At 50.3% G+C, this 26,183-nt stretch carries 34 protein-coding genes and 1 tRNA gene; 15 read left to right on the forward strand and 20 right to left on the reverse strand.

Translation table 11 applies throughout. The features are described from left to right. Positions 1 to 2 precede the first annotated feature (2 nt). The gene (locus PMIT1303_RS03710; protein ID WP_063397572.1) at positions 3 to 1,079 is read right to left on the reverse strand and encodes an Mrp/NBP35 family ATP-binding protein; all 1,077 of its coding nucleotides are present in this window, start codon (positions 1,077 to 1,079) and stop codon (positions 3 to 5) included. A gap of 130 nt (positions 1,080 to 1,209) precedes the next feature. Between PMIT1303_RS03710 and hemF the strand changes: the two genes are divergently transcribed. Then, positions 1,210 to 2,283 carry an oxygen-dependent coproporphyrinogen oxidase gene (gene hemF, locus PMIT1303_RS03715; protein ID WP_063397573.1) on the forward strand — a complete coding sequence of 358 codons (1,074 nt, stop codon included), beginning with the start codon at positions 1,210 to 1,212 and terminating at the stop codon, positions 2,281 to 2,283. On the opposite strand, the gene PMIT1303_RS03720 is transcribed toward hemF, so the two are convergent. Next, on the reverse strand, positions 2,210 to 3,070 hold the full coding sequence (locus PMIT1303_RS03720; protein WP_063397574.1) for a hypothetical protein: 861 nt from the start codon (positions 3,068 to 3,070) through the stop codon (positions 2,210 to 2,212). The two genes, hemF and PMIT1303_RS03720, sit on opposite strands and share 74 nt — an antisense overlap. Before the next feature lie 36 nt (positions 3,071 to 3,106). Then, the gene (locus tag PMIT1303_RS03725; RefSeq protein ID WP_011826868.1) at positions 3,107 to 3,661 is read right to left on the reverse strand and encodes a cofactor assembly of complex C subunit B; all 555 of its coding nucleotides are present in this window, start codon (positions 3,659 to 3,661) and stop codon (positions 3,107 to 3,109) included. 309 nt (positions 3,662 to 3,970) lie between these two features. Between PMIT1303_RS03725 and PMIT1303_RS03730 the strand changes: the two genes are divergently transcribed. Together PMIT1303_RS03730 and PMIT1303_RS03735 are read left to right on the forward strand one after the other, a co-directional pair. Further along, entirely contained in the window at positions 3,971 to 4,192 is a 222-nt protein-coding gene (locus PMIT1303_RS03730; RefSeq protein ID WP_063397575.1) for a hypothetical protein, read from the forward strand. Further along, the gene (locus PMIT1303_RS03735) at positions 4,192 to 4,836 is read left to right on the forward strand and encodes a ribonuclease D (protein ID WP_063397576.1); all 645 of its coding nucleotides are present in this window, start codon (positions 4,192 to 4,194) and stop codon (positions 4,834 to 4,836) included. Before PMIT1303_RS03730 ends, PMIT1303_RS03735 begins: the two co-directional genes overlap by 1 nt. Before the next feature lie 15 nt (positions 4,837 to 4,851). On the opposite strand, the gene PMIT1303_RS03740 is transcribed toward PMIT1303_RS03735, so the two are convergent. Together PMIT1303_RS03740 and PMIT1303_RS03745 are read right to left on the reverse strand one after the other, a co-directional pair. Beyond that, positions 4,852 to 5,112: a hypothetical protein gene (locus PMIT1303_RS03740; RefSeq protein WP_369818701.1), complete on the reverse strand. Its 261-nt coding sequence runs from the start codon at positions 5,110 to 5,112 to the stop codon at positions 4,852 to 4,854. A 49-nt stretch (positions 5,113 to 5,161) separates the two neighbouring features. After that, positions 5,162 to 6,409, reverse strand: coding sequence for a lipid-A-disaccharide synthase-related protein (locus tag PMIT1303_RS03745; protein ID WP_063397578.1), 1,248 nt, complete (start codon positions 6,407 to 6,409; stop codon positions 5,162 to 5,164). Positions 6,410 to 6,463: 54 nt separating this feature from the next. Here PMIT1303_RS03745 and PMIT1303_RS03750 point away from each other — a divergent pair. Then, positions 6,464 to 6,534: transfer RNA gene (locus PMIT1303_RS03750), tRNA-Cys, on the forward strand. Between the two features lie 127 nt (positions 6,535 to 6,661). On the opposite strand, the gene PMIT1303_RS03755 is transcribed toward PMIT1303_RS03750, so the two are convergent. From PMIT1303_RS03755 to PMIT1303_RS13940, 3 genes are all read right to left on the reverse strand, one after another. Beyond that, positions 6,662 to 6,928: a hypothetical protein gene (locus tag PMIT1303_RS03755; RefSeq protein ID WP_063397579.1), complete on the reverse strand. Its 267-nt coding sequence runs from the start codon at positions 6,926 to 6,928 to the stop codon at positions 6,662 to 6,664. A 552-nt stretch (positions 6,929 to 7,480) separates the two neighbouring features. Then, positions 7,481 to 7,654 carry a hypothetical protein gene (locus PMIT1303_RS13935; RefSeq protein WP_231901289.1) on the reverse strand — a complete coding sequence of 58 codons (174 nt, stop codon included), beginning with the start codon at positions 7,652 to 7,654 and terminating at the stop codon, positions 7,481 to 7,483. Positions 7,655 to 7,786: 132 nt separating this feature from the next. Next, the gene (locus tag PMIT1303_RS13940; protein WP_231901291.1) at positions 7,787 to 8,071 is read right to left on the reverse strand and encodes a recombinase family protein; all 285 of its coding nucleotides are present in this window, start codon (positions 8,069 to 8,071) and stop codon (positions 7,787 to 7,789) included. A gap of 497 nt (positions 8,072 to 8,568) precedes the next feature. On the opposite strand from PMIT1303_RS13940, the gene PMIT1303_RS13265 reads away from it, so the two are divergent. The 4 genes from PMIT1303_RS13265 to PMIT1303_RS03780 all read left to right on the forward strand — a co-directional run bounded on the left by PMIT1303_RS13265 (position 8,569) and on the right by PMIT1303_RS03780 (position 10,364). Beyond that, positions 8,569 to 8,730, forward strand: a complete 162-nt coding sequence (locus tag PMIT1303_RS13265; RefSeq protein WP_155724717.1) for a hypothetical protein — start codon at positions 8,569 to 8,571, stop codon at positions 8,728 to 8,730. Next, positions 8,731 to 8,997 (forward strand): hypothetical protein, encoded by a 267-nt coding sequence (locus PMIT1303_RS03770; protein WP_063397581.1) that lies wholly within the window; start codon positions 8,731 to 8,733, stop codon positions 8,995 to 8,997. It begins immediately after the preceding gene. A 284-nt stretch (positions 8,998 to 9,281) separates the two neighbouring features. Continuing rightward, the gene (locus tag PMIT1303_RS03775) at positions 9,282 to 9,548 is read left to right on the forward strand and encodes a hypothetical protein (protein ID WP_063397582.1); all 267 of its coding nucleotides are present in this window, start codon (positions 9,282 to 9,284) and stop codon (positions 9,546 to 9,548) included. Positions 9,549 to 9,755: 207 nt separating this feature from the next. Further along, entirely contained in the window at positions 9,756 to 10,364 is a 609-nt protein-coding gene (locus PMIT1303_RS03780; protein WP_231901293.1) for a tetratricopeptide repeat protein, read from the forward strand. A 439-nt stretch (positions 10,365 to 10,803) separates the two neighbouring features. Here PMIT1303_RS03780 and PMIT1303_RS03785 read toward each other — a convergent pair whose 3' ends face one another. The 4 genes from PMIT1303_RS03785 to purM form a co-directional block, all read right to left on the reverse strand. Further along, positions 10,804 to 11,298 carry a hypothetical protein gene (locus PMIT1303_RS03785; RefSeq protein WP_063397584.1) on the reverse strand — a complete coding sequence of 165 codons (495 nt, stop codon included), beginning with the start codon at positions 11,296 to 11,298 and terminating at the stop codon, positions 10,804 to 10,806. Positions 11,299 to 11,302: 4 nt separating this feature from the next. Continuing rightward, positions 11,303 to 11,479, reverse strand: a complete 177-nt coding sequence (locus PMIT1303_RS13750; protein ID WP_231901295.1) for a hypothetical protein — start codon at positions 11,477 to 11,479, stop codon at positions 11,303 to 11,305. Between the two features lie 183 nt (positions 11,480 to 11,662). Next, positions 11,663 to 12,301 (reverse strand): hypothetical protein, encoded by a 639-nt coding sequence (locus tag PMIT1303_RS03790; RefSeq protein WP_063397585.1) that lies wholly within the window; start codon positions 12,299 to 12,301, stop codon positions 11,663 to 11,665. A 170-nt stretch (positions 12,302 to 12,471) separates the two neighbouring features. Further along, entirely contained in the window at positions 12,472 to 13,509 is a 1,038-nt protein-coding gene (gene purM, locus PMIT1303_RS03795; RefSeq protein ID WP_063397586.1) for a phosphoribosylformylglycinamidine cyclo-ligase, read from the reverse strand. A 318-nt stretch (positions 13,510 to 13,827) separates the two neighbouring features. On the opposite strand from purM, the gene PMIT1303_RS03800 reads away from it, so the two are divergent. Both PMIT1303_RS03800 and PMIT1303_RS03805 read left to right on the forward strand, forming a co-directional pair. Continuing rightward, complete coding sequence (locus PMIT1303_RS03800; protein ID WP_063397587.1) at positions 13,828 to 14,457, forward strand: septal ring lytic transglycosylase RlpA family protein; 630 nt, start codon at positions 13,828 to 13,830, stop codon at positions 14,455 to 14,457. Continuing rightward, a complete protein-coding gene (locus PMIT1303_RS03805; protein WP_074159198.1) occupies positions 14,454 to 16,004 on the forward strand; it encodes a bifunctional pantoate--beta-alanine ligase/(d)CMP kinase in 1,551 nt (516 codons plus the stop codon). The genes PMIT1303_RS03800 and PMIT1303_RS03805 overlap by 4 nt, the downstream gene beginning before the upstream one ends. On the opposite strand, the gene PMIT1303_RS03810 is transcribed toward PMIT1303_RS03805, so the two are convergent. The 7 genes from PMIT1303_RS03810 to PMIT1303_RS14210 all read right to left on the reverse strand — a co-directional run bounded on the left by PMIT1303_RS03810 (position 15,988) and on the right by PMIT1303_RS14210 (position 19,778). Further along, complete coding sequence (locus tag PMIT1303_RS03810; RefSeq protein ID WP_011826849.1) at positions 15,988 to 16,467, reverse strand: low molecular weight protein-tyrosine-phosphatase; 480 nt, start codon at positions 16,465 to 16,467, stop codon at positions 15,988 to 15,990. The genes PMIT1303_RS03805 and PMIT1303_RS03810 overlap by 17 nt on opposite strands. 199 nt (positions 16,468 to 16,666) lie before the next feature. After that, positions 16,667 to 17,440 carry a phycoerythrobilin:ferredoxin oxidoreductase gene (locus PMIT1303_RS03815; RefSeq protein WP_063397589.1) on the reverse strand — a complete coding sequence of 258 codons (774 nt, stop codon included), beginning with the start codon at positions 17,438 to 17,440 and terminating at the stop codon, positions 16,667 to 16,669. Next, complete coding sequence (locus PMIT1303_RS03820) at positions 17,437 to 18,186, reverse strand: 15,16-dihydrobiliverdin:ferredoxin oxidoreductase (protein ID WP_063397590.1); 750 nt, start codon at positions 18,184 to 18,186, stop codon at positions 17,437 to 17,439. The genes PMIT1303_RS03815 and PMIT1303_RS03820 overlap by 4 nt, the downstream gene beginning before the upstream one ends. Next, positions 18,179 to 18,397: a hypothetical protein gene (locus PMIT1303_RS03825; RefSeq protein WP_063397591.1), complete on the reverse strand. Its 219-nt coding sequence runs from the start codon at positions 18,395 to 18,397 to the stop codon at positions 18,179 to 18,181. Before PMIT1303_RS03825 ends, PMIT1303_RS03820 begins: the two co-directional genes overlap by 8 nt. Before the next feature lie 15 nt (positions 18,398 to 18,412). Further along, positions 18,413 to 19,132, reverse strand: a complete 720-nt coding sequence (locus tag PMIT1303_RS03830; RefSeq protein ID WP_011826844.1) for a heme oxygenase (biliverdin-producing) — start codon at positions 19,130 to 19,132, stop codon at positions 18,413 to 18,415. 112 nt (positions 19,133 to 19,244) lie between these two features. Further along, positions 19,245 to 19,451, reverse strand: coding sequence for a hypothetical protein (locus tag PMIT1303_RS03835; protein WP_011826843.1), 207 nt, complete (start codon positions 19,449 to 19,451; stop codon positions 19,245 to 19,247). Between the two features lie 192 nt (positions 19,452 to 19,643). Further along, positions 19,644 to 19,778, reverse strand: a complete 135-nt coding sequence (locus tag PMIT1303_RS14210; RefSeq protein ID WP_255359755.1) for a hypothetical protein — start codon at positions 19,776 to 19,778, stop codon at positions 19,644 to 19,646. Positions 19,779 to 19,930: 152 nt separating this feature from the next. Between PMIT1303_RS14210 and PMIT1303_RS03840 the strand changes: the two genes are divergently transcribed. The 3 genes from PMIT1303_RS03840 (at position 19,931) to PMIT1303_RS03850 (ending at position 21,805) form a co-directional block, all read left to right on the forward strand. After that, complete coding sequence (locus tag PMIT1303_RS03840; protein ID WP_011826841.1) at positions 19,931 to 20,476, forward strand: bleomycin hydrolase; 546 nt, start codon at positions 19,931 to 19,933, stop codon at positions 20,474 to 20,476. Between the two features lie 56 nt (positions 20,477 to 20,532). Next, positions 20,533 to 21,000, forward strand: a complete 468-nt coding sequence (locus PMIT1303_RS03845) for a bleomycin hydrolase (protein ID WP_011826840.1) — start codon at positions 20,533 to 20,535, stop codon at positions 20,998 to 21,000. A gap of 169 nt (positions 21,001 to 21,169) precedes the next feature. Continuing rightward, positions 21,170 to 21,805: a HEAT repeat domain-containing protein gene (locus PMIT1303_RS03850; protein WP_063395061.1), complete on the forward strand. Its 636-nt coding sequence runs from the start codon at positions 21,170 to 21,172 to the stop codon at positions 21,803 to 21,805. A 16-nt stretch (positions 21,806 to 21,821) separates the two neighbouring features. Here PMIT1303_RS03850 and PMIT1303_RS03855 read toward each other — a convergent pair whose 3' ends face one another. Then, positions 21,822 to 22,757, reverse strand: a complete 936-nt coding sequence (locus tag PMIT1303_RS03855; protein ID WP_156486897.1) for a HEAT repeat domain-containing protein — start codon at positions 22,755 to 22,757, stop codon at positions 21,822 to 21,824. Positions 22,758 to 23,511: 754 nt separating this feature from the next. On the opposite strand from PMIT1303_RS03855, the gene PMIT1303_RS13945 reads away from it, so the two are divergent. Together PMIT1303_RS13945 and PMIT1303_RS03860 are read left to right on the forward strand one after the other, a co-directional pair. Then, entirely contained in the window at positions 23,512 to 23,718 is a 207-nt protein-coding gene (locus PMIT1303_RS13945) for a hypothetical protein (protein ID WP_231901297.1), read from the forward strand. Positions 23,719 to 24,515: 797 nt separating this feature from the next. Beyond that, positions 24,516 to 25,865 carry a HEAT repeat domain-containing protein gene (locus tag PMIT1303_RS03860; protein ID WP_063397592.1) on the forward strand — a complete coding sequence of 450 codons (1,350 nt, stop codon included), beginning with the start codon at positions 24,516 to 24,518 and terminating at the stop codon, positions 25,863 to 25,865. Positions 25,866 to 26,183: the final 318 nt, after the last annotated feature.

Consider the following 26,183-nt stretch of genomic DNA (forward strand, 5'->3'; position numbering starts at 1 on the left):
GGTCAGCTGGCCTTGGAGGCGCAATCCAGAACTTGTTTGGCTAATTGCTTGAAGGCTTTGGCACTCACTGATTCGGGTCGGCTATGAACGATGGGGCTACCTTCATTACCCCCCTCTTGCACAGGCATTTCCATAGGGATTTGTGCCAGCAGAGGGACATTGTTTTCCATCGCCAGCTGCTCTCCCCCTCCAGAGCCGAATAGGGCGTAACGACGCTCTGGTTGATCGGGAGGTACGAAGGCGGTCATGTTTTCGACCACGCCGAGCACGTTGATGCCCATTTGCTTGAACATTGCCAGTCCTCGGCGAGCATCCTGCAGTGAAACTTTCTGGGGGGTGGTGACAATCACCACCCCCGCAATGGGAACTGCCTGCGCTAGTGACAACTGTGCATCGCCAGTGCCTGGAGGTAGATCGACCACCAAAACATCCCGCTCCCCCCAGTAGGCCTGATAGAGGAACTGGCGGATAATCCCGTTCAGCATCGGGCCGCGCCAGATTACGGGTTGGTTCTCCTCGATCAGCAGACCCATCGACACCATTGCTATCCCATGACTTTCGATCGGGATGATGCATTGCTCAGGACCGTTGCCGCTGACCTCAGGCGTGCGATCAGCGACTCCAAGCATGGTTGGAGTATTTGGTCCGTAGATATCAGCATCGAGCAGTCCCACGCTTAGGCCCTCTTGGGCTAGTGCGCAGGCCAGATTGACGGCCACGGTGCTTTTGCCAACACCTCCCTTACCACTGCTTACGGCGACAATCTGCCGAACCCCTTGGATGGCCTGGGGCTCGGCAGATTGTCCATGGCCGGCCTGGCCTATAGGCCCCTGGCTGGCAGTCTCCCCAATTTCAATCTGCACCTCACTGATGCCGTTGAGCTCTAGCAGTACTTGTCGAGCTTCTTGTGCCAATCGATCCCTTTGGCTTTGGGCAAATCCAGGCAAGGTGAGGCGGATGACGGCGCGAGGAGGAATGACACGGACCTGGTCAATCCAGCCCATTTCAATAGCCGAGCGGCCGCTGCCTGAATCCTTGACTTGATCAAGCGCATTGTGTGCCTGCTCGGCTGTGACCATGCCTTTCCTTCAGGTGAGAGGATCCTATGTGTGGACTCTCGTGACAGTTCTCAAGGGCGATATCTGAAAAGACACAAAAACAGAGCTGCTCTGGCGCAAAATACAACGCAATTCTATTACTGTTGTCTGTATGGTTCCTACTTTGATTGGCAAGGTTATGGGTGCTTCTGAGAATGTTGGCCAAGGTCCTCCTCCTCACTCGCGCGAACGTGCACGTGAATTGGTACTCGGATTGCAAGATGAGATCTGTAATGAACTGGAGAGTCTTGATGGTGGCCAATCTTTTAGAACTGACAGTTGGGAGCGGCCTGAAGGGGGTGGTGGGCGATCCAAGGTGATGCGTGAGGGCCGAGTTTTTGAACAGGGCGGCGTTAATTTCTCTGAGGTGCACGGCGAGGAGTTGCCTCCGTCGATTCTGAATCAGCGGCCTGAGGCAAAGGGGCATCCCTGGTTCGCCACCGGCACTTCGATGGTGCTACACCCGCGCAATCCCTATGTGCCTACGATTCACCTTAATTACCGCTATTTCGAGGCGGGGCCGGTGTGGTGGTTTGGCGGTGGCGCTGACCTCACGCCGTTTTATCCCTATCTGGAAGATGCCCGCCATTTTCATCGCGTTCACAAGCAGGCTTGCGATACGGTTGGACCTGAGCTCCACAAGGTCTTTAAACCTTGGTGTGACGAATATTTCTATCTGAAGCACCGTGGTGAGACCCGTGGTGTGGGTGGGATTTTTTACGACTACCAGGATGGATCTGGAGTGCTTTACAAAGGTCAAAACCCTGAGGGTCCAGCTGCACAGGTCTCAAGGGAGTTAGGGCCTCATCCGAAGAGCTGGGATCAGTTATTTGAGCTGGCCAAGGCTTGTGGGAAGGCTTTCTTGCCGGCATATGTGCCGATTGTGGAGAAACGTCAGCAGCAGGCCTATTGCGACCGAGAACGTCAATTCCAGTTGTATCGCCGTGGGCGATATGCGGAGTTCAATCTGGTCTGGGATCGGGGCACGATTTTCGGATTGCAAACCAATGGCCGAACTGAGTCGATCTTGATGTCTTTGCCACCATTGGCTCGTTGGGAGTATGGATATGTCGCACCAGCTGATTCAAGGGAGGCTTTGCTCACTGATTTGTTTACTCGACCTCAGAATTGGTTTGAGGATTCGACGTTAGAGGAGCGTTGTCGACCACACCAGGCGGTGGATTAGAAGACGTAGACGTCTTTCCACGTACTCCCAGCATCAAAGCATCGGTGACTTGAAGGGCGATGGCTTGAATGGTTGCTTCTCTGGTTTTGGGGTTGCGGAGATTGGCCTCCAGAATCCCTTCCAGCATTCCGATTTCAAGGATGCTGATCCCTCGTCGTGGTCCACCAAGTCCTCCCCGGAAGAGTCTGGGAAATCGACCGAAGCTCTGAGCAAGACTTTCATCCACTCGGTTGAGGTTGCGATTGAGGGCCGGGATCAGTCCAGATCCATATCCATGCGGGCTGTATGCATCGAAGTGAATTTCTAGGATGTAGTTGCCTTGCCTAGAAAGGCGGCGGGCTACTGACCAGTTGGTACGTGGATCACTCGCTTTAGCAATTGAGAGTGCTCCTGGGTCGTAGCCGATGATATTGAGCCCTTTTTGCTTGCTGAGGGCAACGACTGCATCGCGTACTTTCCGGTTCCAAAAGAGTTCATCCCGCATGCGGGGATCCATCGGCGCTTCTCCCCTTTGATCAACTGCAGCACCTGGGGTTCCTGAGCCATGCATCCCCTGAGAGTCTGCGTGTCCTGCCATGACAACAATCTTTAAAGAGGGAGACACCGGTTGGCGACCTACCCAATTGCCCCTTAAGCGTGTGCGGGGCCCGGTGTTTAGTTCTTCAATCGGTGATTGAGACGGGGCTGTTCTTGAAGGAGATTCAATAGCTGGCGGAGATGGTGCTTCTGCGGAAGTGGCCTGGCCAAGCAAGTTGATCCCCAAGCTGAAAGCTGTGCTCAGAATCAATAGGCTCCTGCCTCTCCCGTTGAGATTTGAAATCACTCAGATTGGAGAGGATAGAAGAGAGCCATCGCTAGCTAGCTCAAGGGGCTGGGAGAGTTCCAATTCCATGGCAATCAGTTCGTCGCGATGGGCCCTCAGCCGCAGGGTGCTGCCTTCGTCGTCGCTGGCGCTGATCAAGCGAAGTTCAACGGCTTCAATGCGGTTGGCGCGATTGCTGTAGATCAATCCTGCGAGTGGGCCCAGACCAATAAGCAGAAGTGGCCACCAGTCCAGTAGGGGATAAAGCTGGCGGACAACCAGTCCAAGGCATCCTGAACCAACTGCAGCGTATAGGGACAACAGGACTGCCAGCGATTGGCTGGAGGCAACGCTTCCACTGAAGCGAAGGAGTTGTCTATCAGCATCGCCACTATCTTGCTTCCAGCCTCGTTCCTCCAGCCAGTGGATCATTCCATTGAGGACCTCTAGTGGGGGACGCGGTGAGTGAACATCTACAACCGTGGTTCGGTCTTTACTTGCTGCCCGCAGAAAGAACACCAGGCCGATGGCCAGTAGCACTGTGAGTAGCAGGGTCGAGGAGAAGACCGCCGGCATCGCGTTCGTGCATGGGTGCTGATGTACCCATCTGTTCTAGGTCTTTACGATGCCATGGCAGGGCTCTATCGGTCGCTTTGCATCAGCCTTTGCTGAAGCGAGGAGCTGAAGCATGCGATTGGGTTGGATCAGGTTTTGGGCAGCGTTGCTTGGTGGCGCTTTATGAGGCTTAGTTCTTTAGAAAATTCAGGGCTTTTTGCAGCATGCCTTTCGAAAGCCGATGGCGTGGCTGCCTCAGCGCTAGTTGATGCAAGCTTCTTGCTTGATAGTTGACTGTCTTGAGCAAGTAGATCAGCAACCTGTAGACGGTTGCTCCTCGATCGAGAAACTGTGGCGGTGGTAGAAAAAATCTTGCTTGATATCGGCCAGACAGTTCAGCGAGGGCATGCGTCGGATGCTCAAGGTGAGCGAGTGACCATGCCTGATTCAACCCAGTCTCGCCACCGTTTTCAAATCAGCAAAATGAGCAAGCCGGCGCTGTGGCCCTTCAGAGTGGTGAGGATCTGTCCTGGCCCTGCGCCATTTGCTTAATGGCCGACTTTTCTCAAGCTCCTGCAAGCTTTGTCGTTTTCGATGGGGATCTCGACTCAGACTGGGCGAATCGATATCTCAGAGCATCTGCCATTGCGGTAGACACAGAGGCCATGGGACTTATTCATGGCCGTGACCGTCTCTGTCTCGTGCAGATTTGTGACCCTGCCGACAATGTGGCATGCGTGCGGATCGGTTTGGGTCAGACCTCTGCCCCTCGCTTGCAGAAGCTAATGGAGGCCCCTTCTGTTGAAAAGGTGTTCCACTTTGCTCGCTTTGATGTGGCCGCACTTGCTAGCGGATTGGGCATCTCCGTTTTGCCCATTTTCTGTACGAAGGTGGCCAGTCGCCTTGCACGAACCTATAGCCCTCGCCATGGGTTGAAGGAGGTGGTGATGGAGTTGGTTGGAGTTGAACTGGATAAGCAGGCTCAGAGCAGTGATTGGGGAAGGGTTGAGGAACTCAGCGATGTTCAGTTGGCCTATGCAGCCAACGATGCTCGATATCTGCTTCCGGCTAGGCACCGTCTAGAAATGATGTTGCGACGTGAGGGGCGCTGGGAGATTGCTCAGCGTTGTTTCAGCTGCATTCCTGTCATCGCGGAACTGGATCGTTTGCGATTTACCCAGATCTTTGAACATTGACCAGTGTCGTGGGCTTTAGTCCTCAACCATGAAGTTCTCTTCACTGGCCACAGCTTCCAGAAGTCGGTCGAGTTGAGAGCCTGAGGTGTTTTCTCCTTCTGTTGGACGAGATCGAGCCTCCTCAAGTAGACGTTCGGCAATGGCCTTGCGGCCTTCAAGATCCCTAACCTCCTCTCGACTTGCTGTCAGGTCAACCTTTCTTCGGGCCGAGGCAAGGCTAATGCTGAGGCAGCTGGCCAGTTCGGCGCAGATTTTCACTAAGGCATGGTCCTGCATGGCCGCGATGGCAGTGGTGCTGCAAGCGTTCAGTATCCGCTATGGCGTGTCAAACAGAGCGTTGCCTAGGTGCTCTCGTATGCCCTAATAAAAGCTGTGAGATCAGTGCTGCGAGTGCAGCACTGCCGCCAGCTGTTCCCATTCGTCTGTTGCCAATCCTGCCTAATCGCTGTCGAAGGGAGTCGTCTTTTAACAGTCTCTGCAGCCTGTCTGCCAGTTCTTCTTTGCTTTGACAGGGCAGTACGGCTCCTCCCAAGAGACGACTTTGCCGCATGGCGAATTGTCGTTTGAATTGTGGTCCTGCTCCAGGCATGGATAAGGCCGGAATGCCTAGACCGACAAGTTGTTCTGTGGCGGTTCCAGCAGTGACAAGGCCCACTTCGGTCCAGGCCGCCCAGCGGTTGAATTGACCAGGCCCGAGCAGCAAGAGTTGTGTACCTTTGACCCAGCAGGCCTTGGCTCCCAGGGTGTCGATGGGGGTGGTGGATGGTAGGTATCCATCGGTTCTGAGAATCGCTTCGAGCTGGTTGAGGCTGGGTTGGGAGCCAAAGGCTACAAGTACTGCTAGCGGTAAATCGCTATCGAGCTGGCCTAGGCCTTCAAGGAGTCGCTTGAAATTCATGCCTGCTTCGGGCATTCGACTTCCACAGAGCAATAACAGTCGCCGGCATCGGTTGAGGGCGGTAGGAATTGATTCGACCTTGAATCCATCCATCATTGGGTTCCCAGGCGCCTTTGCGGCGACCCCGTGCCGTCGTAGTCCTCTGGCGGTGAGATGATCACGAACGGCAACCATTCGGCATCGCGAAGATCGCATTAGGGCCCATTCCCAGGGATCCCATTCACTGCCTTTGAGACGGTGGTAGTGGTCGCTCAAGGCCCGGCCTGGTCCACTTCTCCAGGTGTAATCACTTTTCGGTGTGCCGATGAAGCCATAGGTTCCACCACTGCTCCATGCCATGAGCAGGGGCAACAGGTCTCCTACTGCCAGAATGGCTTTGCCAGCTTTGGCTGAGCGGCGCACACATCGCCACTGTCGCCAGCTGAGCAGAGTGAGTCCGGCGGCAAGATCAGCAATCAGTCCCCGCAAGCTTTGATTGCTGAAGCCACCACTTGGCAAGGGCGCTGAAGGGCCCAGGCGCTTAAGCCATCCAGCGGCTAAGGCATGTTCAAAAGCTTGTCCTACCCCTACGAGGGGAAGCACTTCAATGGGCAGATTCGGACATTTGCGATGTAGGGCCTCCAACACCCGTAGTGCAATCAGATCCTCGCCATGCCCGTTGCAAATCACGAGCAGAGAGCTAGCAGAGTGGCTGATACGATCCGCTGCAGGGAATTGAGTCTCCCTGGCGGCGGCATGGCCAAGTGGTAAGGCAGAGGATTGCAAATCCTTTATCCCCAGTTCGAATCTGGGTGCCGCCTTCGACAATGTCCTCCAAACAAGTTGCAGTAACTGGCGTGTTCTCGTCTTAGTTCTCTGCAAAAGCGGAAGGGGAGCGGAAGGGGAGTTGGGCTACTTCTCAACCAACGTTGTCACGATTCCATTAACTTAACGAATGAGATTAGCCTTGAAGAAACCGGAGCCAAGTCCAAACCATTTTTTCTTGTCTCGTAGGAAAGTAATCGCGAGTTCAAAGTCCATCAAGCCTTCACCCTCAATGACTTCTTTGGAGAGTCTTGCTTCGCTCTGTTTGGCATAGTTCTCATAAATTTCGTCCTTGCGGGACCCAAGAAAATTAACTATTTCTTGAAGAACATGATCTCGCCATACCTCTTTGCTCTCTTCGCTTAAAACTTGCTCATTAGCGTCTTTCATATGAGGGCAATAAACCAGCTGTGCTTAAGCTAACATCGCTCATGATCTTATTTGCTCAATGGGCAGGAAATAAGAGAAAATATGAAAATGGTTGAAGTACAATTCTCATTTCAACAGCGTAGGAGGAGGGTGTTCTTTGCTCTGCCGCCTTTTTTGAAGTTTGTTCATCTCTCATTATAGAGGCCATTGAATAGTTTTGATCTCTTAATTAGAAATGAGCTCTATTTTTATTCTTGCTCAACATATAAAGGGTTTGGGATTGTTATGTGTTTGGGGCTCTTTGTTGGTTCCTCCTTTGGATCCTCCTTTGGATCCAACCAGTTTGCCGCCATCCTGAGCCCATTGGCTGTCGTGGTTCTTGCTTGAGGCGAAGACCAGAGAAGGGCAACGATGAGGCCAAGTAAGACTGTTTTCATTAATGGACGATTAACCTCTCAATGATCAGGGCGACAAATGCTCCTCTTAGGAAGGAAATCCAGAGCAACCCATAGTCAGACAGCCCAAGCTTCTTCTTTTCACGTTCAATAGATCTCTTGTGTGCTTCGATCAGGTTCATGCGGCTAATGCTTCCTTTCTCATGATAATCCTGAGGATTGTTGAGAGTGCAAGTTCTGTTTGTTTTCTCATGGGCTGATAAGAGCACCCTTCATCCCTCAACCTCAGCATCAAACTCTCCTTTGCAGCATTTCTCTTGGATCGCCCTCCAAATTTTTCTCCTGTTTTCAAGCGGTGCTGAATGTGCTCAAGTGTTTTTTCTCGGGCCAGCGAATGCTCTACTTCAGCAAGACCAGAAAGAAGTCCAAGAAGGACTGGCGTCAATTTACCTATTGCGCTTGTGTTGATAAGAGCATCCGGTGTTCAGATATAGATGCCTTTCTTCTGAAGGTCGTGGAGCCTTGCAATCGCCTCCACTTGGCTTCTTTCTAGTTGGTTCAACTTCACAACTACCAATTCATCACCTTCATCGATTGCTGCCAAAGCAATTTGCAGTTGTGGTCTGCCAACTTCTTTCCCTCTAGTGCTGATGGCCTCGTGAAAGTTAAGGCAGCACTCTGCTTCATTTAATGCCTCAGCTTGATGATCGGCGCTCTGACATGAAGTGCTCGCTGGGGGTCTTTGTCTAAGCGCTTGAATGTCAATCAAAGGGATCGGCTTTACCTGCTGATGCTTTGATTCCGAATGCTCAGGATTGATTTAGGAGTCCTATGACGCAGATACTCAGAAAATGAGGCCTGTACTTGAGGGCATCCGATGCGGTGCTCTATTTCAGGCTTGAACCTAAGGCTCTTTATCTTTATGGGGGGGAACCTGTTGTGGTGCAAGAGACAGCATTCAACGCGGGTTGAGCTCTCCCTTCACCAATGAGGTGGTCATGATCATTGAGGTAAAAGCAATTGCCAGTGGATTGTCGTTTCTTCTTTTGTGGGCCTGCTTGCTCTTTGGAGGGTCAGAACATTGGCTCATGGGTCGATTGTTGCCATATGAGGGTATTGGACATACAGGTGGAGGGTGATGAGCTCTTGATGAGCCCGAACAGACCTTGCTAGTCCTTCCGTCCTCAAGCGAAGGTTCTGCAGAGCAGGTCACAAGTAATCCAAAGAGGTGGGGCGATAGGATATTGATTCCTTCAGCTTCATCCAGTGGCAGAGAAAAAATCAGTGGCAGAAAAAAAAGGACAGGAGTTAGCGACTGTCTCCGTTTATTTGAATACAGGCATAGTTGCAGGTATTTTTGCGGTTGGATTCCTCGTTTCAGCGGTTCTGTTTGCTGCTATCACCTTGATTGCAAGGGCGGTTGTATAAGTGACACGAGCGACAATTAAAGAGAGAGTCATAGAGGTTGTCGATTTTGTGACAACCGAATCACCCTATCGATCAGCAACACAGGTATGGATCAATGACTATGTGTCTTTTCAGCTGGGCTCATCGCCAGATCAATCTTTAAAGAAAGGAGATGAGTTGCTAACCATGTCTATTTATTGGAATACAGGAATAGGGGCAATTGTCTTTGGTCTTGGTTTTGTAGTTACAACACTCTTGCTTGCAGGTGTGTCTTTGATTGCGTGGTGATCTGAAGGGGGTAGAGCTCGATCTAGGATCTTTGTTTATTCCTGCCAAGCATCAGGCCTTTCCTGGGTTTTTCGTTGGGATTGGTGAGCTGCTCACTTCCACCTGATCAGTCTGGAGAAAGCAAGCCAATTTCAGCAAGGCAAATTCAACGCTGTTGTGGAGTGAATGAGGTGCTGCTTGGAATGTTGATTTGGTCTTGTTCTACCATCCTGGCGCTCTTTTGGAAGACCTAAAGCTGCTTTGAGCTCGAACAGCCTAGTGTTTGTTTAATCATCACTGATTCAATGGCAAAGGACAACGGCAAGGGTAAGAAATCCAAGAAGTCCAAGAAATGCGCTAGCTCCTCCGGTAGTAGGCGGATCCTTTGGTATGCATTTGGGGCTGGAGGTTTAGCCGCAAGGTGGATAGCAGCATTTGCTCTTTTGGCAATTGCGATCAAGTTGTATCCGCTTAAGCAGGAAGCAAAGTTTTTTAATGCCTGTATTGAAGAGACAAGGAACAGCGGTATGAGCGTCTCTGCAGCAGTTCGTTTCTGCAATGGAGGCACCTGAGGGAGGGGTTGCTTTGTTTGCTGAAGCTTGGATTTCGCCCGGCTTGAAATTGCTTATCAGTCTGAGGTCGTAGATGCCCAAAAATTAGTTTCGGGTTTAAGGACGTCGGTTGAGGGTGTCCTTTTTAATCTTGATGCCAAAAAACTGCTTCCCTCTTGGGAGAGGGGCACCTTTTGTCTAGGGTGAGTCAATAGGAGAATGATCTCAATGCCACGCCGTACTGCTGCCTTTGCCGTAGGTGTTGCCACAGCTGCTGTCACTGCTGTTGGCTTGTCGTTCTTTCGGGTAGGAAAACCCCTGGTGATTGTTTCTGCGGCTGTTGTGGGAGTTGCCGGGGTGGCGGTCTCAGCAAGAAGCGAGGGGGAAGAGAATGATGCAAATGCTTATATTAAAAGCGGCAATGCTAAATATGGGATTGGTGATTATCAGGGATCAATTGAAGATTTTAGTAAGGCATTAATCATTGACCCTCAGTATGCTCTTGCATATTATAATCGTGGTAATGCAAAGGATGAACTAGAGGATTATAAAGGTGCGATTGATGATTACAGCAAGGCTCTGGAAATTGACGCCAGGCATGCTATTGCATATAACAATCGCGGTGTTGCAAATAGGAAATCAGGTGACAATCGAGCGGCAATTGCTGATTACAATAAGGCGCTAGAGATTGATTCTCAACTTGCGGTTGCTTACCTAAATCGTGGAATTTCAAAAGAGAATGATGGCAACCTAACAGGTGCTTGTGCTGATTGGAGAGAGGCATCCGCATTGGGCGATGAAATCGCTGCTAAATGGGTGAAAGAGTCATGCCGCTAGATTAGGTTCTTGCTGTCTGCACAATGCAATTTGGGAGTGATGTTGGTTCACTTTTGGCTGGTCAATTTTGAAGTTTCCCAAGTCTTCACTTTGCCAAATTGCATGGATTCTTTTTTTCTCATTCTCTCTTGTAAAATGAAGTTGTCAATTCAGTATTAGTCCGGATTGAATTAACCCGTTCTAGAGCTCTAATGCCCTTCTGCTCACTGAGTTCTGCTGCCTCTGCTGAGCTATCTTAAGCGCTTTCTTTACTGCTTAGAAAAGATCATTGCTGTTCTCTGACTGCTAAAGGGGCAAGCCTTTTCCTTCACGAAAGCTACAACGAGCCGGATTTGGCCCTGGGTCTTCTTGTGGTGCGCAGGATCGACAAGTTTGCAGGTAGGTTCGCTAGCCAGTTATATGGATCCTCGCCTTGAAGTTGCGCGCTCTTGCTGATCTCTCACAGTTGGGCTTCTCCGGTAAGGATCTCTCCACTCATGGCCCGTGCCCTGCAGCGGAGTTTTTTCAAAGAGAGCTCACAATCACCCTTTACCGGCCAGGCTTGAGGCAGTCCTTCTGCAACCCCTCGCCCATCAAACTTGCTTTCTGCCACGCTGCTCACCGTGGCTGTCCATCTTTTCTTGTTCAGGGTGCAGCTGCCTGATATACAGCTTAATGGGATGCTCTCATCCGGTGCGTTGGCGACAAAGGTGAGATGACGGCTGGACCCGTGTACTACGCCTCGGCCGATGAAGCGTACCCCGGTCACTGTTGCTGTCTTGCGATCCATCTGAACAACCTTGCAAGTCTGCAGAGAGCCGCTCCCCAATCTGTATTGACATTTGCTAGCAATCGTTTCAAAGCGACCAATAGCTTGGCGTGGATCGGCGATTGAACTTGTTCCAGCAACCATGGATAGGCTGATCAGTAAGAGGGGAACAATCGGAGTGCGCATCTAGTTAATAGTCGCTATCAGCGACACACATTCCCAGACAACGTATGCCATTGATTGCGGTTCGCCGACAGTGGTTGCAAAGGACATCTCCATCCTCTGGGGTGTCAACCGCTTTTGCCTCCTTTCCCCTTAGAGGTTTTCTGGAGTGAAATGGATCGGATGATTTGCCGGTTCTCGTCATGATCGCGAGGATGGCGATTTGATTCGATTTTGTGATCATGCCCCTTCAGATGGGAGCGCTGGTGAAACAGGAGTGGGCCCAAGCATCTCAACCTTGACGTTGCAATTTCTAGAGTCTTTCGATTAGCTCGGTTGGCAGTACTTATACAGGGGACGGCCATCCATTTGGAGTAATGAACCCCTATCAGGCGCTGGTTGAGCTGGGAAGATTTGGATCAGGTGTCACCACGACCGGAAGAGTGGTTGCAGTAGCGCGGATGGGGACTACCTTGACGGGTGCCTCTGGAGCAATGCCGGAGTCAAGTTCCTTCAGTTCGCAGGCTGCCAAAGCTTCTTGAAGCAGTGAATCAAAAGTTGCTCCAGGCAAGCGGTGGCGTGAGATCTCGAGGAACGTGCGAGGCAGAGATTCAGCGGCCGCCCTGCGTAGGGCTGGATTGCTGAGGCGATGTTCTTGCTCACCTTGGATGGCTCGGATGAAGCGACGAGTCACATCTCGTTTGGTGGATGCCTTGATGAAGGTGTCGCTATCACCGAAACCGTTGTGTGCTTCGCGTTCGAGATCGCTGATGCGACGCTCCAGGCTTTCAAGAACTTCCTCAGCTTCTTTGCAGATGTGGACCAGTTGCCCGTCAGAGAGATTGGGGAGGTCTGCGACATAAACCTTGCCGTGGTCCCTCAGGGCTAAAAAGGTTGGCCTCGGACCCTGACCTTGACGGTGGGGGGCGTTGCGATCGTCGTAATCACTATTGATTTGCCGTCTTGGAGGCACAGGTCCTGCTGAGCTACGGCGACGCGTTATGCGCTGGGGGCTATCAAAGGGCATTGGATTTAAGTTAGATCTGACGACGCTGTTGCCGAAATATTCTCTCGGCTTGCATAGGTAAATATTACTTGAGGACGTGTCTAAACATCGGCTCGAGAATAGGCTCGTACAAGTCCGATGTAATTAGTTAGAGAGATCTTGCGTCTCAAGAGCCCTTGCGATGCAATGCTTTAGCTGGGTAGCCCTCGTAATCTCTCTCCGGTTGAGGGAGAGGCAGTTTCGACTTGACCAATAGGCCAAGCTTGAAGAGCTTGTTCTTTGCAAACCTGCAGGACATCACGTACTGCTTCTTCTGCGACCACTAGGCAGAAACCCACTCCAAGATTGAATGTGTGCCAGAGGTCATGCTCTGGAATCTGGCCAGCATCTTGGAGCCATTGAAAAAGTTCTGGTCTGGTCCAGCTGCTTGGATCTATGACGGTAACTAAGTCTTTTGGACAACATCGGGGAAGATTCTCTGGTAGGCCTCCACCGGTGATATGTGCCATGCCGTGGAGTGGAACTTTTGCTTCTAGGAGGTTTCTTACCAGCTGGCCGTAAAGGGTGGTAGGGGTTAGCAGGGTCTCGATTAGAGGTTTGTTGTCGCATCCGAAGCGAGTGTTCTTATTGGCTTCAGTAAGAGCGAGCACTTTGCGCACCAAACTGAACCCGTTGCTATGAACGCCACTGCTTGCCACACCGATAATCTGATCTCCATGCTTGATCTTGCGACCGTCAATCATCTCGTCTTCTTCTACCACTGCTACGCAAAAGCCGGCTAGGTCGTAGCAACCTGGGTCGTAAAACCCAGGCATCTCGGCGGTTTCTCCTCCTAGGAGGGCGCAGCCGCTGCGGCGACAGCCCTCTGAAATTCCCTCCACAACTTGTGCCATGGCCTCTGGGCTGAGGGTTCCGGTGGCGATGTAGTCGAGGAAAAAGAGGGGTTCAGCGCCACTGGTGATGACGTCGTTGACACACATTCCAACCAGGTCCAGCCCTACTCCGTAGTGGGCTTGATGTTGCTGAGCTAGTTCGAGCTTGGTGCCGACTCCATCAGTTCCTGCGACAAGCAGAGGCTTGTTTAGCCCTGCGGGGAGGCGTATCAAGCCTCCAAACCCTCCCAGACCACCGATCACCTCTGGGCGGTGGGTGGCTTCGACGCTAGATCTGATCCGCTCGATGAATGCCCTGCCTGCTTGGACGTCAACGCCCGCGGTCTTGTAGTCCATGGTTTCGACTGGCCCTCCCTAGATCCTCCTCTGCCGCCCTCCATTCAGCCAATGTCGCAATTGTCCTGTCTTGCATTAGCGGGGCCTCTGGATGGCATCAGTGCGGCTGATCAGCGTGGCATGGCTCTGACCCTTGCAAGTCCAGTGAGGATCTGTTATTTAGCTGGTTAAAGTTGCATCAATCTGACGAGGAGGTGCTGTTCGAGCTCTCCTAAAGAGAGGATGTAATTCGTACGGTTTGGGGAACTTTGGTTGGTTGAAGGACGTATTCCTGCTGGGGATGATTTTTTCTCCTCATTCAAGTGTCGTCTGCTAGTAATGAAATTTTCCGTTTCGCTTCTTGTTCTTGCTGGTGTTTGCTCCAGCAGTGCTGCACTGTTACCAGCCTTTGCTCGTGATCTTGACCTCGACAAAAAGGTCACCAGGGAACAGGTCAAGAAAGCTCTGCTTGAACGAATCTCGCTTCTTGCGACTCCTTTGTCCGCCAATCAAGGAAGCTCAGATCAAGGAAGCTCAGATCAAGGAAGCTCAGATCAAGGCAATGCTGATGTCGCTACTGGTTTAACTGTTGATTCAGTTGTTGAGACACCACAAGCGTTACCAATCGTTCCAGTTGCAAAGCTCAACCGACCTGTCAAGCCAACTCCCACTGTTGTTCAAGTGAGCACTGGTGAAGCAAGCTGGTACGGCCCGGGCTTCTTCGGAAACCGAACTGCAAGTGGTGAAGTTTTCAGGCCAGGCACAATGACAGCTGCTCATCGCAGCTTGCCTTTTGGTACCAAGGTAAGGGTGACCAACCTTTGGAATGATCGCTCAGCTGTTGTGACAATCAACGATCGCGGCCCTTTTATCGCTCATCGCGTCATCGATCTTGCTCATGGTGCTGCCCATGAGCTTGGTTTGATATCGAGTGGTATTGCCCAAGTGCGTCTTGAGGTGCTGCGCTGAGTTTTTCTGTTCTCAGTTCAACGGCTGAGTTACATCGATGGCGTAAGCATCAGCAGTCTTCGGTTTATTTCGTCCCCACCATGGGCGCTTTGCACCGCGCTCATGGCCAGCTGATCAAGTCAGTTCAAGGATTTGGCAGCCTTCAACCAGCCGCTGTGTTGGTGAGTGTTTTCGTGAATCCTTTGCAGTTTGGCCCTGCTGAGGATTTCGATAGTTATCCTCGTGATCTTGAGGCCGACTGTGAGTTGGCATCAAGATCAGGTGCTTCTGCACTCTGGGCTCCTTCAGTTGATCAGGTTTTTCCTGGGGGGGCTTCTTCCCAGTTCAGGATTCAGGTTCCTTCTCATCTTCAGGCACATTTGTGTGGGGCGAGTAGGCCCGGTCACTTTGATGGTGTGGTCACGGTGGTGGCTCGCCTTTTGGCTCTAGTTCGGCCAGAGGTGCTTGTGCTTGGCGAAAAGGATTGGCAGCAATTGGTGATCCTGCGCCATTTGGTTGCCCAGTTGGGGTTGCCGGTGCGGGTGCATGGGGTCGCCACGGTGCGCGATGACGATGGCTTGGCTTGTAGTTCCCGTAATCGTTACCTCATGACTCAACAGCGCCAGCAGGCGTTGGCCTTGCCTCAGCTACTTGCTCGAGCTGCTCGGGAGTCTCAGGATGGACGAGCAGTTGATCTTGCAGGGCTCCGGTGCGCATGGGAGCAACTTGGCTTGGAGGTTGAGTATGTAGAAACGGTCGATGCGTTTAACCTGCAGCCTTTGCATGCTGGCCGCAAGCTTTGCCTTCTGGCGGCGGCTGTGCGGTGCGGGGAGACTCGTCTCATCGATCACACTTTTCTGATGTCTCGTCAGCCAATTGTTGCTATAGATGGGCCTGCCGGTGCTGGTAAAAGCACCGTGACACGAGCCTTTGCTGAACGGCTTGGCCTGCTCTACCTCGATACGGGGGCGATGTATCGGGCTGTCACTTGGTTGACCCAGCAACATGATGTTGATCCGCACGACCCTGTGGCAGTCAAAACCATCCTTGAGAATCTTGAGCTTGAGCTTGAGCCATCTCAATCAGGACCACAGAAGGTTCGGATCAATGGTCACGACGTAACAGAGGCGATCAGATCGCCGGAAGTGACGTCCTCGGTTTCAGTGGTTGCTGCTCACGGCTGTGTTCGTAAGGCTTTGACGGCTCAGCAACAGAGGATGGGTGTACGAGGCGGTTTGGTTGCTGAAGGACGGGATATTGGTACGGCCGTTTTCCCAGATGCAGAGTTGAAGGTGTTCCTCACCGCCAGCCCGGCTGAACGTGCCAGGCGTCGCGCTCTGGACCTGGACAATCGTGGTTTCCCGGTTCCTGATCTGGCTGAGTTGGAAACACAAATCGAGGAACGTGATCGAATGGATAGCACCCGCGAAGTTGCTCCTTTGCGCCAAGCTGAAGATGCCACTGAGTTGATCAGTGACGGCATGTCGATTGAGGAGGTGATTGAGACTTTGATCGATCTGTTTCGAGTGCAGGTTCCCGAGGAGGTTTGGCCTACACCTGGGAGCTGAGTGCAATCAGTAGGCCTTCACAGGCGTCTTCAAGCAGATCGAGAACTTTCTCGAAGCCTGCATCTCCTCCGTAATAAGGGTCTGGGACCTCTTCAAGTGATGTTTTGGTGGCATAGCTGAGCATGGGCTCGATCCTGGCAGTTGCCATAGGGCCGACTTCGGTGGCCAGGCTCTGAACAGTCGCCAAATTATCTGCGTCCATGGTCAGGATTAGATCAAAAGTCTGCAGATCCTCGAGGGTGATCTGTCTCGCTCGGCTGGGTAGAAGGATCCCTCGCTGCTGGGCAGCACTACGCATGCGCGAATCCGCTGGCCTGCCAACGTGCCATCCACCGGTGCCGGCGGAATCCACCACGAAGTGCTTCTCCATGTCTTGGCTTTTGAGTTGATGCAGGAAAACCCCTTCTGCAGCGGGGGAGCGACAGATGTTGCCGAGGCAAACGAACAGCAGCCGATGATTCATTCAGACTCCAAGCGTTGCGGGATGAGCGTGAATCGCTTTGCATACCACTGAGGCATCTTTGATTGCACTTGCAAGGGTCTGTAAGTCTATTGATGGCTTGCCTTAGCTCAGGTTTGTTGAGTTGAAGTCAACAATGCACAAAAGAATCTCGTTTTCCAATGAGTTCATCTGAGACTTTGTAGGGTCTTGATGAGAGCTCTTAGAGGTCAAAAAGAACGTTATGGATATAAGACTCGGTCCATTGGTGACCATGGAAGCGGGCCAACATGGCTCTTGCTGGATCCTTTTTCGCTCTGTAGCTCAAGTATCGTTTCTGACCTTCCAGCAGCTTGAAGGCACGTTGAGGGGAGACCTCCTCTGCCATTTCGACAAGATCTAAGTAAAGGTTTAGGTAGTCTCTAAATGCCGGCATGATGACTTCATCGATCAGCTGGTTTCCTTCACTGCCCAGGTGTAGGCGAGTCCAGAGAAATCCTGGTGAAAAGTAAGGTTTAGCTTCTTCTGGTATCGGCCCTCCCTCAGGGAGGCGAACTCTCCATTGTTCAAAGATTGGCATCAGTCGTTCCCAGACTTGTTTGGTATGACGTTCGTCACTTGTGATTGCTGGCTGTAAGTCCAGTGCTAAAAGGTGCCCAGATGGAAGTGTTACTAAGTCTGCACCGAAGAACGGAAGATCTAAGGTGTGATAAGGGTTTATCACGAGATTCAAGACCGAGGCTGAACTGCCGGCCTCCACGCATGCGGCTCGCACCTGTCTGAACTTTTTGGTTCTGCAAGCCCAGGTGCATGTTGTCACCTTGATGGGTTGAGATTTGGAGCCTGTTTTCCCTTCTCTTTGCAGGAACTCTGGAGCCACTGGGTATGGCTCAGGCTTCAGTGGTATTAAAGCGTTGATGGCATGGCTGAGGAACGGCGCCCATCGCCATTCGGGCATCCTGACTGGATCAAGGCTGCTTAGGCGTAAGGGTTTCATCGAGGTAGGTCATAGTCTGCGTCTGACGGCGGAGATGAATCCGCTTTAGTGCTGGCAGGAAACAGGAATTCGTGTAGGAAGCGATCAGACCATGCCTTGCCGAAATGACTCGTAAACAAGCCGTGGGCTGGATCACGCTCAGCGCTGTAAATGTCATAAGCGATCTGTAGTTGTTTGACTTCGGCCGCCGGGATTAGGGAGGCCTTATCGCTGTTTTGTTGGTGAAGCTCCCAGTAACAGTGCAGGAAAGCGTTGAACGCTTCAGGTAAGGAGTTGGTGGCTTTTTCGGCGCCGCCTCTGCAGAAAAGTAACCAGGGGGAGAAGTATTGATTGGGATCGAACAATCGCATCGTCTCCTCTCCACTCAGTTCAGGGAAACGATTTTGGAGGGCTTTGAGTCCCTGGAAGTGGCGCTCTAAGTAGGAGTGATCTTGAATGAGGGGTTGAAAGTCAAGGATCGCTACTAGTTTTTGTCTCTTCCCAAACCACAACAAGTCCAATCCCATCAATGGCTGATCAATGTTGTAGTTCGGATAGGCCACTGAGTTGAGGACCTGAAGGCTTTCCCCTGCATCGAGTCGCGAGACCCTCCAGCGACGGAACCCTGGTACCTGCCAGAGCCAACTTCGAATCAAGCTGTTTTTTTTCTCGTTTCGACATTCCCTAAGACCATCAGGAACTGCTGCAGTTTCTCCGCCTTGTATTCGGATGCTGGAGTGCAGTTTCTCAAGTAATGGGTCAAACATCTAAATGTGACCCCTCACTTCTTTGGGCTGAGTTGAAGATTTTCTCAAGATCAGTGGCTTGATGGTTCATGGCATGTTTGATGAATAGGCCAATCACATACTCAGATTGTTCGATCTCCAGAGTGGTCTTATAGGGACTGGTGATCGCAAGCATTTCATCCTCAGCCAGGTTGAAAGTGTTGACCAGTTGAAGGAGTTGATTCTCCGTCAACCTCTTGCTTTCCTCTTAGGCCACCGCATCCTCAGTGCTGCCGCCTCGTTGGCGGCTCGTGAGGAATCCAAACAGGACCTTTCCAATTGCAGCCACTAGGTTGCCTTCCAACTCCTTGAACATGGCCATATTGCAGTGAAAGGCCATATTTGCCTCCTCGACCATGCGCTCGGCGGTCTGCTGATTGATCGGCAGGCTATCAAGGGTGGCGCTGTAAAGAGTCTTGAACGCTTTGGTGTCTTCAATGTCATCAAAGATATAAAAACGCACGCCGTCATTGCCCCCTAGCTTCATGGCCTTCTGGGCGATGGTCTTGAGAATCTGACCGCCTGAAAGGTCCCCGAGATAGCGGGTGTAGTGATGAGCCACCAGTAACTCAGGCGACTCCTGAGCCAACGTGTGAATACGGGCCACATACTCCTCAGCCGCCAGCGTTGCCTTGGCCAGATTGCGCCAGTTGCTGCCGAAATAAAAAATCAAATCTTGTTCTAAGGCCTCGCAGCGATTGAGCTCGGGGAAGCCAACAGGTGCCACCACCGGATGCTTTTGCTCACGCAGCTTGCCGATTTCTGCTTCCAATGCGGAGTAGACGAAATAGAGATCAGCCACCAGCATGCGATAACTGGACTGATCAACCACACCTTTAAGGAAACAGCTCACGAAACCAGTGTTTTCGGCCATCGTGTGGGCGGCCTTGGTGCCTTCTCTCAATTGGCTCGCAAGGGCTACCGCCAAGGTGCTTGAAGTCGGATGTCTTGATTGACCCTAGGAGGCTAAATGGCAGTTTCAGTAAGACCTTAAAAGAAGGATTCGCACTTGAACAGGATTCAACGGCAATGAGGCTGAATTAATTCTGATCACGCTGTGCGACGAGCTCAGTGAGAATCAAGTCGATTCGCTGCAATTCGGTATGTTCGGCTAATGAGGCATCGATCTTTTTTTGAGGCATCCTTAGCTTTTGCCCAATCGAGATAATTTCATTTCGTAATCGCTTGCGATAGTCGTTGAGATCCCCAATGGTCTCCTGTAGCTCTTCTCGTGTGGCTTCAGGCATTGGTTTTAAGAACTCATCTTTAAGCCTACACTTGAAGATTTAAGCATCATTTCAAGTAAGAGAACCCCTTTAGAGGAGGTCAACATCGAGCTTTTCGAGCAATGATCAACGCAACTCAATGAAGCCTTGCATGGGTTGCTTCTGCTCTGGTTGGCTTGGATTCTGTAGGAGTGCCGAAGTCCAAAATTTTAATCAAGCAGTGTGTCTTGGCTGCGTGGATGCTTCAGTGACGAACCGTTGCGTGATTGCTTGCTGATTGGCTGGGTTTCGGTATTGAGGCTTACGATTGCGTTCGTCTTCAGCCCAATCAAGGGGGGCAAAACCCATTAGCGCAAATGTCTTGCCGCTTTAATGCAGGCTTCTTAAGGCGTCACCCGCATTAAGAGGTTTATATGCAAGTGGTAATGTCCATCTAGCTTTTGGAGTCTTCCCTTAATGGTTCAGAAGCTCCCTAACCCCCAGTCCTGTCCGGCTTGCCAATGCTTGACGCATTCTCTCGCGCTGTAGTTGGTGCTGATGCCAAAGGGGCTTGCCTCGGCAGTGCCGATTTGGCTTCTCTTCGTCAGCACGTTGCGGATGCCAACATTCGAATCGATGCAACTAATGCAATCGCGCAACACATTTCTTGTATTGCAGCGGATGCAGTGAGCGGCATGGTTTGCGAGAACACAGGCATGACCCAGCCTGGCGGTAACTGCTATCCCACTCGCCGCATGGCTGCTTGCTTGCGCGATGGAGAGATCATCCTCCGCTATGTCAGTTACGCCCTCTTGGCTGGGGATGCATCTGTTCTGGATGATCGTTGCCTCAATGGTCTCAAAGAGACCTACGACGCGCTGGGCGTGCCTATCAAGAACGCAGTTCGTGCTGTTGAGATCATGAAGGCCGCTACTGTCGCTATCATTACTGATACAAATTCTGGTCCCTCTGCTTTCCAGGGCATCTCTGGTAAGGGTTCTGACTGCCAGGGCATTGCTGCAGAAGCTGCTTCCTATTTTGATCGTGTGATCAGTTCCCTGAGCTGAATCATTCGTAATCTTCTCCAAGTTAACTATCACACTTCCATAAAAGGAATCACACGATGAAATCTGCTGTCACAACAGTGATCACTGCAGCAGATGCAGCAGGTCGTTTCCCTGATATAAGTGACCTTAAAGCTGTCAAGGCATCCTTCGATCGTGCGGCTGCCCGCATGGAAGCTGCTGAGAAGCTGGCTTCTGGCATAGACAATGTGACTGCTGATGCACTTAAAGCTGTTTACAGCGATGGTAAGTATGATCTTGCAACTAGGGACAAGTGTGCAAGAGACATCAACCACTACTTGCGCCTGATTAACTATTGCTTGATAGCAGGTAGCACTGGCCCTCTTGATGAGTGGGGTATTGCCGGTGTTCGAGAAGTGTTTCGCACACTCGGTATCCCTACTTCTGCCTACATCGAGGCCTTTAGCTACATCCGTGAGCGCGTATGTGTTCCTCGTGATATGGATCAGCAAGCTGCTAACGAGTTTAAGGACCTTCTTAACTACCTGATTAATGCTCTATCCTGAACCTCAATGCCTTTAGGCGGCTACTTCTCAAGGTCTGTGCAGCTTGTTTTTTGGCTTGGTTGTCCTTGTCTGTAAAAGCATTAGGAATCTATTTAATTTGAAGATCTCCACCAAGCTCTTCTGAATTACTCTTATTGCTAGTGACTTGAGATGTGCTGAGCCTACATACATGAGCAAGGATGAAAACTGCAAGCCTGATCTTGAGGATTTATTTGATGACTTTGCTCATCCAAATCCACAAATCAAAGAAGAAGCTTATTTGAAAATGTCTCGCTACTGGCCTGAGGAGTCAATGCCTAGGCTGCTGGCCAATCTGGATCAGACGGATATTGAACTTAGAAGAGCATCTGTAAAAGCCCTTGGTGTATTTGGTAGACGCTCCTTGCTCCCTTTGGTGCAGATATTTCATGCCAGTGAGAATAGAATAGTTCGCACAAGTTGTCTCAAGGCTTTTGTGCAAGTGGCAGTTAAGTTCCCTGGTGAAGCCTTCCCAAAGGAGGCCATGGAGGTTGTCGAATTGGCTCTACAGGATGATATTCCTGAGTTAATACTTACAGTGGTTCCGCTTTTATCTCTTCTCGGCAATCAGGGGTTTCCACTTCTGCTACAGAGTTGCAAAAGTAAGAATATCTTGCTGGCCGCTATTGCAGTAACTGCTCTTGGGGAAGTTGATGTTCCTGCGGCTGAAGCTTGCTTGAAAGAGCTTCAGGCGGACGATTTAATTGATGATTTGTTGCGAGGGAGCGTGATTGATGCTCTCAATACATTAGAGCAACGTAATGCAGGCAATCCCAGTACTAAATAATGACTAGCTTTCATCATTATGGTTTTTTTAGATCTTCGCTCGAAAGCTGATCAATTGCTAACTGCAGAATTCTATTGACGCTCTCGTCTTGTTCTGCAGACTTTCTTTCAAGCAGTTCATTGAGTGTTTCCGTTGCCTTCAGTTTCATTAGAGACATGGCAGCATTCTTTCGGACTTGAGGGTGTAAATCATCGAGCCTGGCCAATAACATTGGCTGTGCCCAGGATGGTTCGTGTAGCTTGCCAAGCAATATGGTGGCTTCAGCCCGCACATCGCTTGCAGGGTCAACTAAAGCTCCTAGGAGAAGCTCTCGAGCATCCGTATCACCCAAGGCTTGTATTTGCTCTCCCAGGCCTGCGATGGCTGCCGCTCTAATTTCTGCATGGTCGGATTGGGCGGCATTGCGAAGAGCATCAGGTGCTTGAGCTCCCACAAAGGCCAGCCCCCAGCTAGCGAATCCACATTGCATTGCTGTGCTGTTTGGATTCATGATTACCTCTAGCAGGAGCTCTACTGCATCTGCACCAAAAATCGCCATGGCTCCTGCTGCTGATCCTTGAACGACAGGGTCTGGATCGTTTAGAAGGGCCTCGAGGAGATTTGGCAAGGTGTTTGGATCGCCAACCAGTTTGAGGGTCTTTGCGGCGGCGCGCCTCACCGTGGCACTGGAATGCTTGTGTAGGGCCGCACAAAGTGCTGGCACCGCTGCCTTGCCTACGACGCCGAGACTTTCTGCAAAGGTACGTCGAAGCAATCCTCGATGATCGCCAAGACCCGACACCATGCGTTGAATCTGCTCTGCATCGGCTTTCGGTGTGTCTCCACGTCTGAGCAGAGCCTTTAATTCATCGGCCAGTTCAGCGGCTTCGTCTTCATTCAGCAACGACTCGTCAGTATTGATGCTGAAGGGTTGGTCCTGTGTCAATGTTGTCGACTTGAGAAGAGAATGCATGCATTATCGATGTGAGCAAGGTAATCACTAGAGCCGAGAGATCCACTGTTTTGATGGTTCAGGCCCTTATGCAAACCTGCCCGATAGAACGGTAAGGGAATAACAACATGACCATGATGACGTATGTGAATTGTGCAGGATTTTGGCGTTAAGTAGAAATTGTTCCTTCACTCTCTTGGAATTTTTCTAGGGAGGATCTTGGCCTAAAATTTCCGCCGTGTTTCTTTAGTGTTGAAGTTAGTCAACCCCCTTGCCATCCTGATTGCTTTGTGAAGGTTGGCTGCTATGCCTTCGTTAAAGGCATAGTCAGAGTCATTGCGATATTTTTTGGACCTTAAAAGGATCCTAGGATTGTGTTTGGTTTGCTTCCTGAGCAGTTAAGTTTGGGTGTGCTGGAGATTGTGGATTCCAAGAGCTTGATAATTGCTATTAGCTAGAACAGCCTCAGGATGGTGATAGAAGCTAAAAGGGTCTTTAATGTCATTGATCTGAAGCCATTAGAGGTTCCCTTTTTTGGGGTGATTGAATTGTCGATGTAATAGTGGTCAGTAAAGCGACGATAAACTGTTCAGTGAGGCTTGATTGTTCAGAGTCAAAATTGATTATTGAGGCACTCCAGTCCTCTTGTTGGATGGTTGAAAGTTTGCCTTGTTTTTAAGGCTATTACCAATGCTTGCGCAAGTCTCGAGTCCTTCCCAGATTGTATATCAGTCAATGTCCTAAGAGTTTTAGCCCTGCGTTCTATTTCCATAGAATGGAATCCCTTGCTTATTCATGCATCTTTTTTATCTCAAAACATGATTTATTGCTGATCAATATGACTCATATTGATGAATCAAAAGCTACAGGTTGTAGTACGGAAGCAGAAATGGCTCCTTTGGTTGAGGCTGATCTGTGTGAGCTATTCATAAGTTCGTTCAATTGGGCAGGTAATAGCACGGCATTTCCATTAAGCAAATGATGGTAGATTTCTTTGTCGATAAGGAATGGACAAGTCGATAATACTTTGCGGCCTCAATTGGCGCATAGATTTCCTGCTACCCTGGCTTTGAACTTACTGTTTTGCTCTTTGGCTAATGATTCTTTTAGCAGCTATCCATGGAGCTCTGGGCATTATTTGTTATTTTTCTGCTTTGTCGCATTAGGGGAAAGAGATAGAAGTAAGCTTTTCTGGCTGAATCAGTCAACCATTATTGAAGCTATCGTTCTAGTAGCAACAGAAGCTCCTACCCCTGAACAGCTAGCAATATAAACTCATGAATTTACCGATGCATTGTATTATGATTTTTCCACCTCTTTAATGAATGCATCTTCGCTCGAAGCATCTATCACATTGTACTTACTGAAATCTGGCTAGTGTTTTCTGTGTTGAATTGGGGTAGATATTTGGCTTCTTTGTCAGTTGTAAAGAGTCATTCCGTAATCAATGCTGAGGCTACTATGCTATGGGAGGGGACGATTGATTGAGAGGTTTTTGAGGGTCTTGGCAAGATGATAAGGATCAATTAGGGCATTAGATATTTCAATGAATGCTGCCTCTATTGACTCTCTGATTCATTGTCAGTTGGTAGCAATACTTTTCTATTCCAGCTTCGTCCAGGAAGCATGCCTCTAATGTGATATGAGTCCCTTTCGCAAAACAGCAGAGTTCACGATTGCCTAATATTTCTTAAAAGATGACTGAGATAGGAATGCAGTGTTCCAGAGTAATGACTTGGTCAACCTTTCGGCCTTGCTCATCGTTCATATTCTGATCTAGTGAAAGAGCTGAAGAGCCCATTCGATAATCTTCCATCTCTCAGCCAGGAAGAGGCTCTCAAGATTCTTTGTACGCCTATCAATAAGTTGGAGTTGGCCAGTGATTACTACAAGGCAGCCTTTCACCTAAGCAAATTCCCTGGACCCATGACTGAACGGGCCTTGTTGCGCCTGATTGAGTCAGAGTCCTCTGAATTTCCTGTTGTGATTGCCCGTAAAAAGGCCGTTGAGGGCTTGGCTCGTCTTCGATGTACCGCTGCAATTCCTGCCATTGGTCGCTGCCTCACAAGCAGTGATCCATATTTGGTTGAGATTTCGGCTTGGGCACTACAAGAGTTGGATTGTCAGGATCCTGGTCTACATCAACTCATGATGACCTTGCTAGATGATCCCAAGCAGCATCGGCGCGTGTTGATTCAGAGCCTGTCTTGTCTTGGGGTGGCTTCAGCGGCTCCAAGAATTAAGTCTTTGCAGGATCATGCCAACCCTGGGGTTAGTGGTGCTGCCCTTGCTGCAGTGTTTAAACTTTGTGGGCAAAGAGCTCGATTGGTGGAGTTGGAGTTGCATCTTACTCTTCCTGTTCAGATGGATCGTCATCTTGCAATTCAGGATGTTATCGATGCAGGTGAGTTTGACTTACTTAAGGCCACGTTAAGGGCACCTGTATCTCCGACCTTTCGAATGCGGGCCTTGAATGCTCTTTGGCCTGAAGAGGTGGGGCAGCAGAATGGTCTTGATTTGTTGGTTATTTTGGATGGGCTGATGCGTGATGACCCAGATGATCTTGATCTGGTGCATCATTATGATGAATCTCCTACAGATGCTTTCCTGATAGAGGAACTATTCGCGACTGATTTCAGTCGCTGTTATCTTGCTGTTCAGACCTTGCGTAGTCGTAATCCAAAAGAGCTTTGGCCTTTGTTGTTGAAATGCTGGGAACGAGCCGAGAAGGATTATGGCGCGCTCTATTTCTTTATGCTTCTTTTTAGATGTATGACCGATTGGCCGGAAACAGCACAACAGAAAATTCAGGATTTATGTTTTTTTGCACTTGATAGGCGTTGGCCTGATTTTATTAAATTCAAACCGGCGTCCATTCTCACACTGATGCAATATAGCCCCGAGATTGGTTGTTCCTATTTGTCTCAATGGCTGAACCCAGGCAAGTCTCCTTACTGGGCCTGTCGATATGCAGCGTTATTGGCTATTGAGCCTTTGCTTCATGTAGAAGAATGGGGCGCATTGGTAGAGAATGTGGCTAAAAATAAGGAGGACCCACATCGCTTTGTTCGAGCTAAGGTTAACAGTCTTGAGATGAATCGTATCGGGGCTTCTCCTCCTGTAATTTAGGGGTATTCTTCTTTGCTGATTCGCCTTGCCTGTGAATCTCTGGCAGTAGCATTGATTATAGATGTAGTACTTTATTAGTATTATTATTTTGCTGGCTAACTGTCAAGATATTGTGCCTATTAATTCCCTCATGCTCTTATCCCTAAGTGTTCGAGAGTTCCTGGCTTTCGCAAGGTAAAAAACGGCAATGGCTTAGTGGGCCTGGAAAGCAGGATGTGAGTGCATGGGACAGTTGATAGATGCATTGAACTGTCATGGGATTTCTCCCTCTTGTTATTTCAGTCTCACGACACATCACTATTTTCTTGGATGTGTTAA

The organism is Prochlorococcus sp. MIT 1303, assembly GCF_001631965.1.
GTDB classification, from domain to species: Bacteria; Cyanobacteriota; Cyanobacteriia; order PCC-6307; family Cyanobiaceae; genus Prochlorococcus; species Prochlorococcus marinus_D.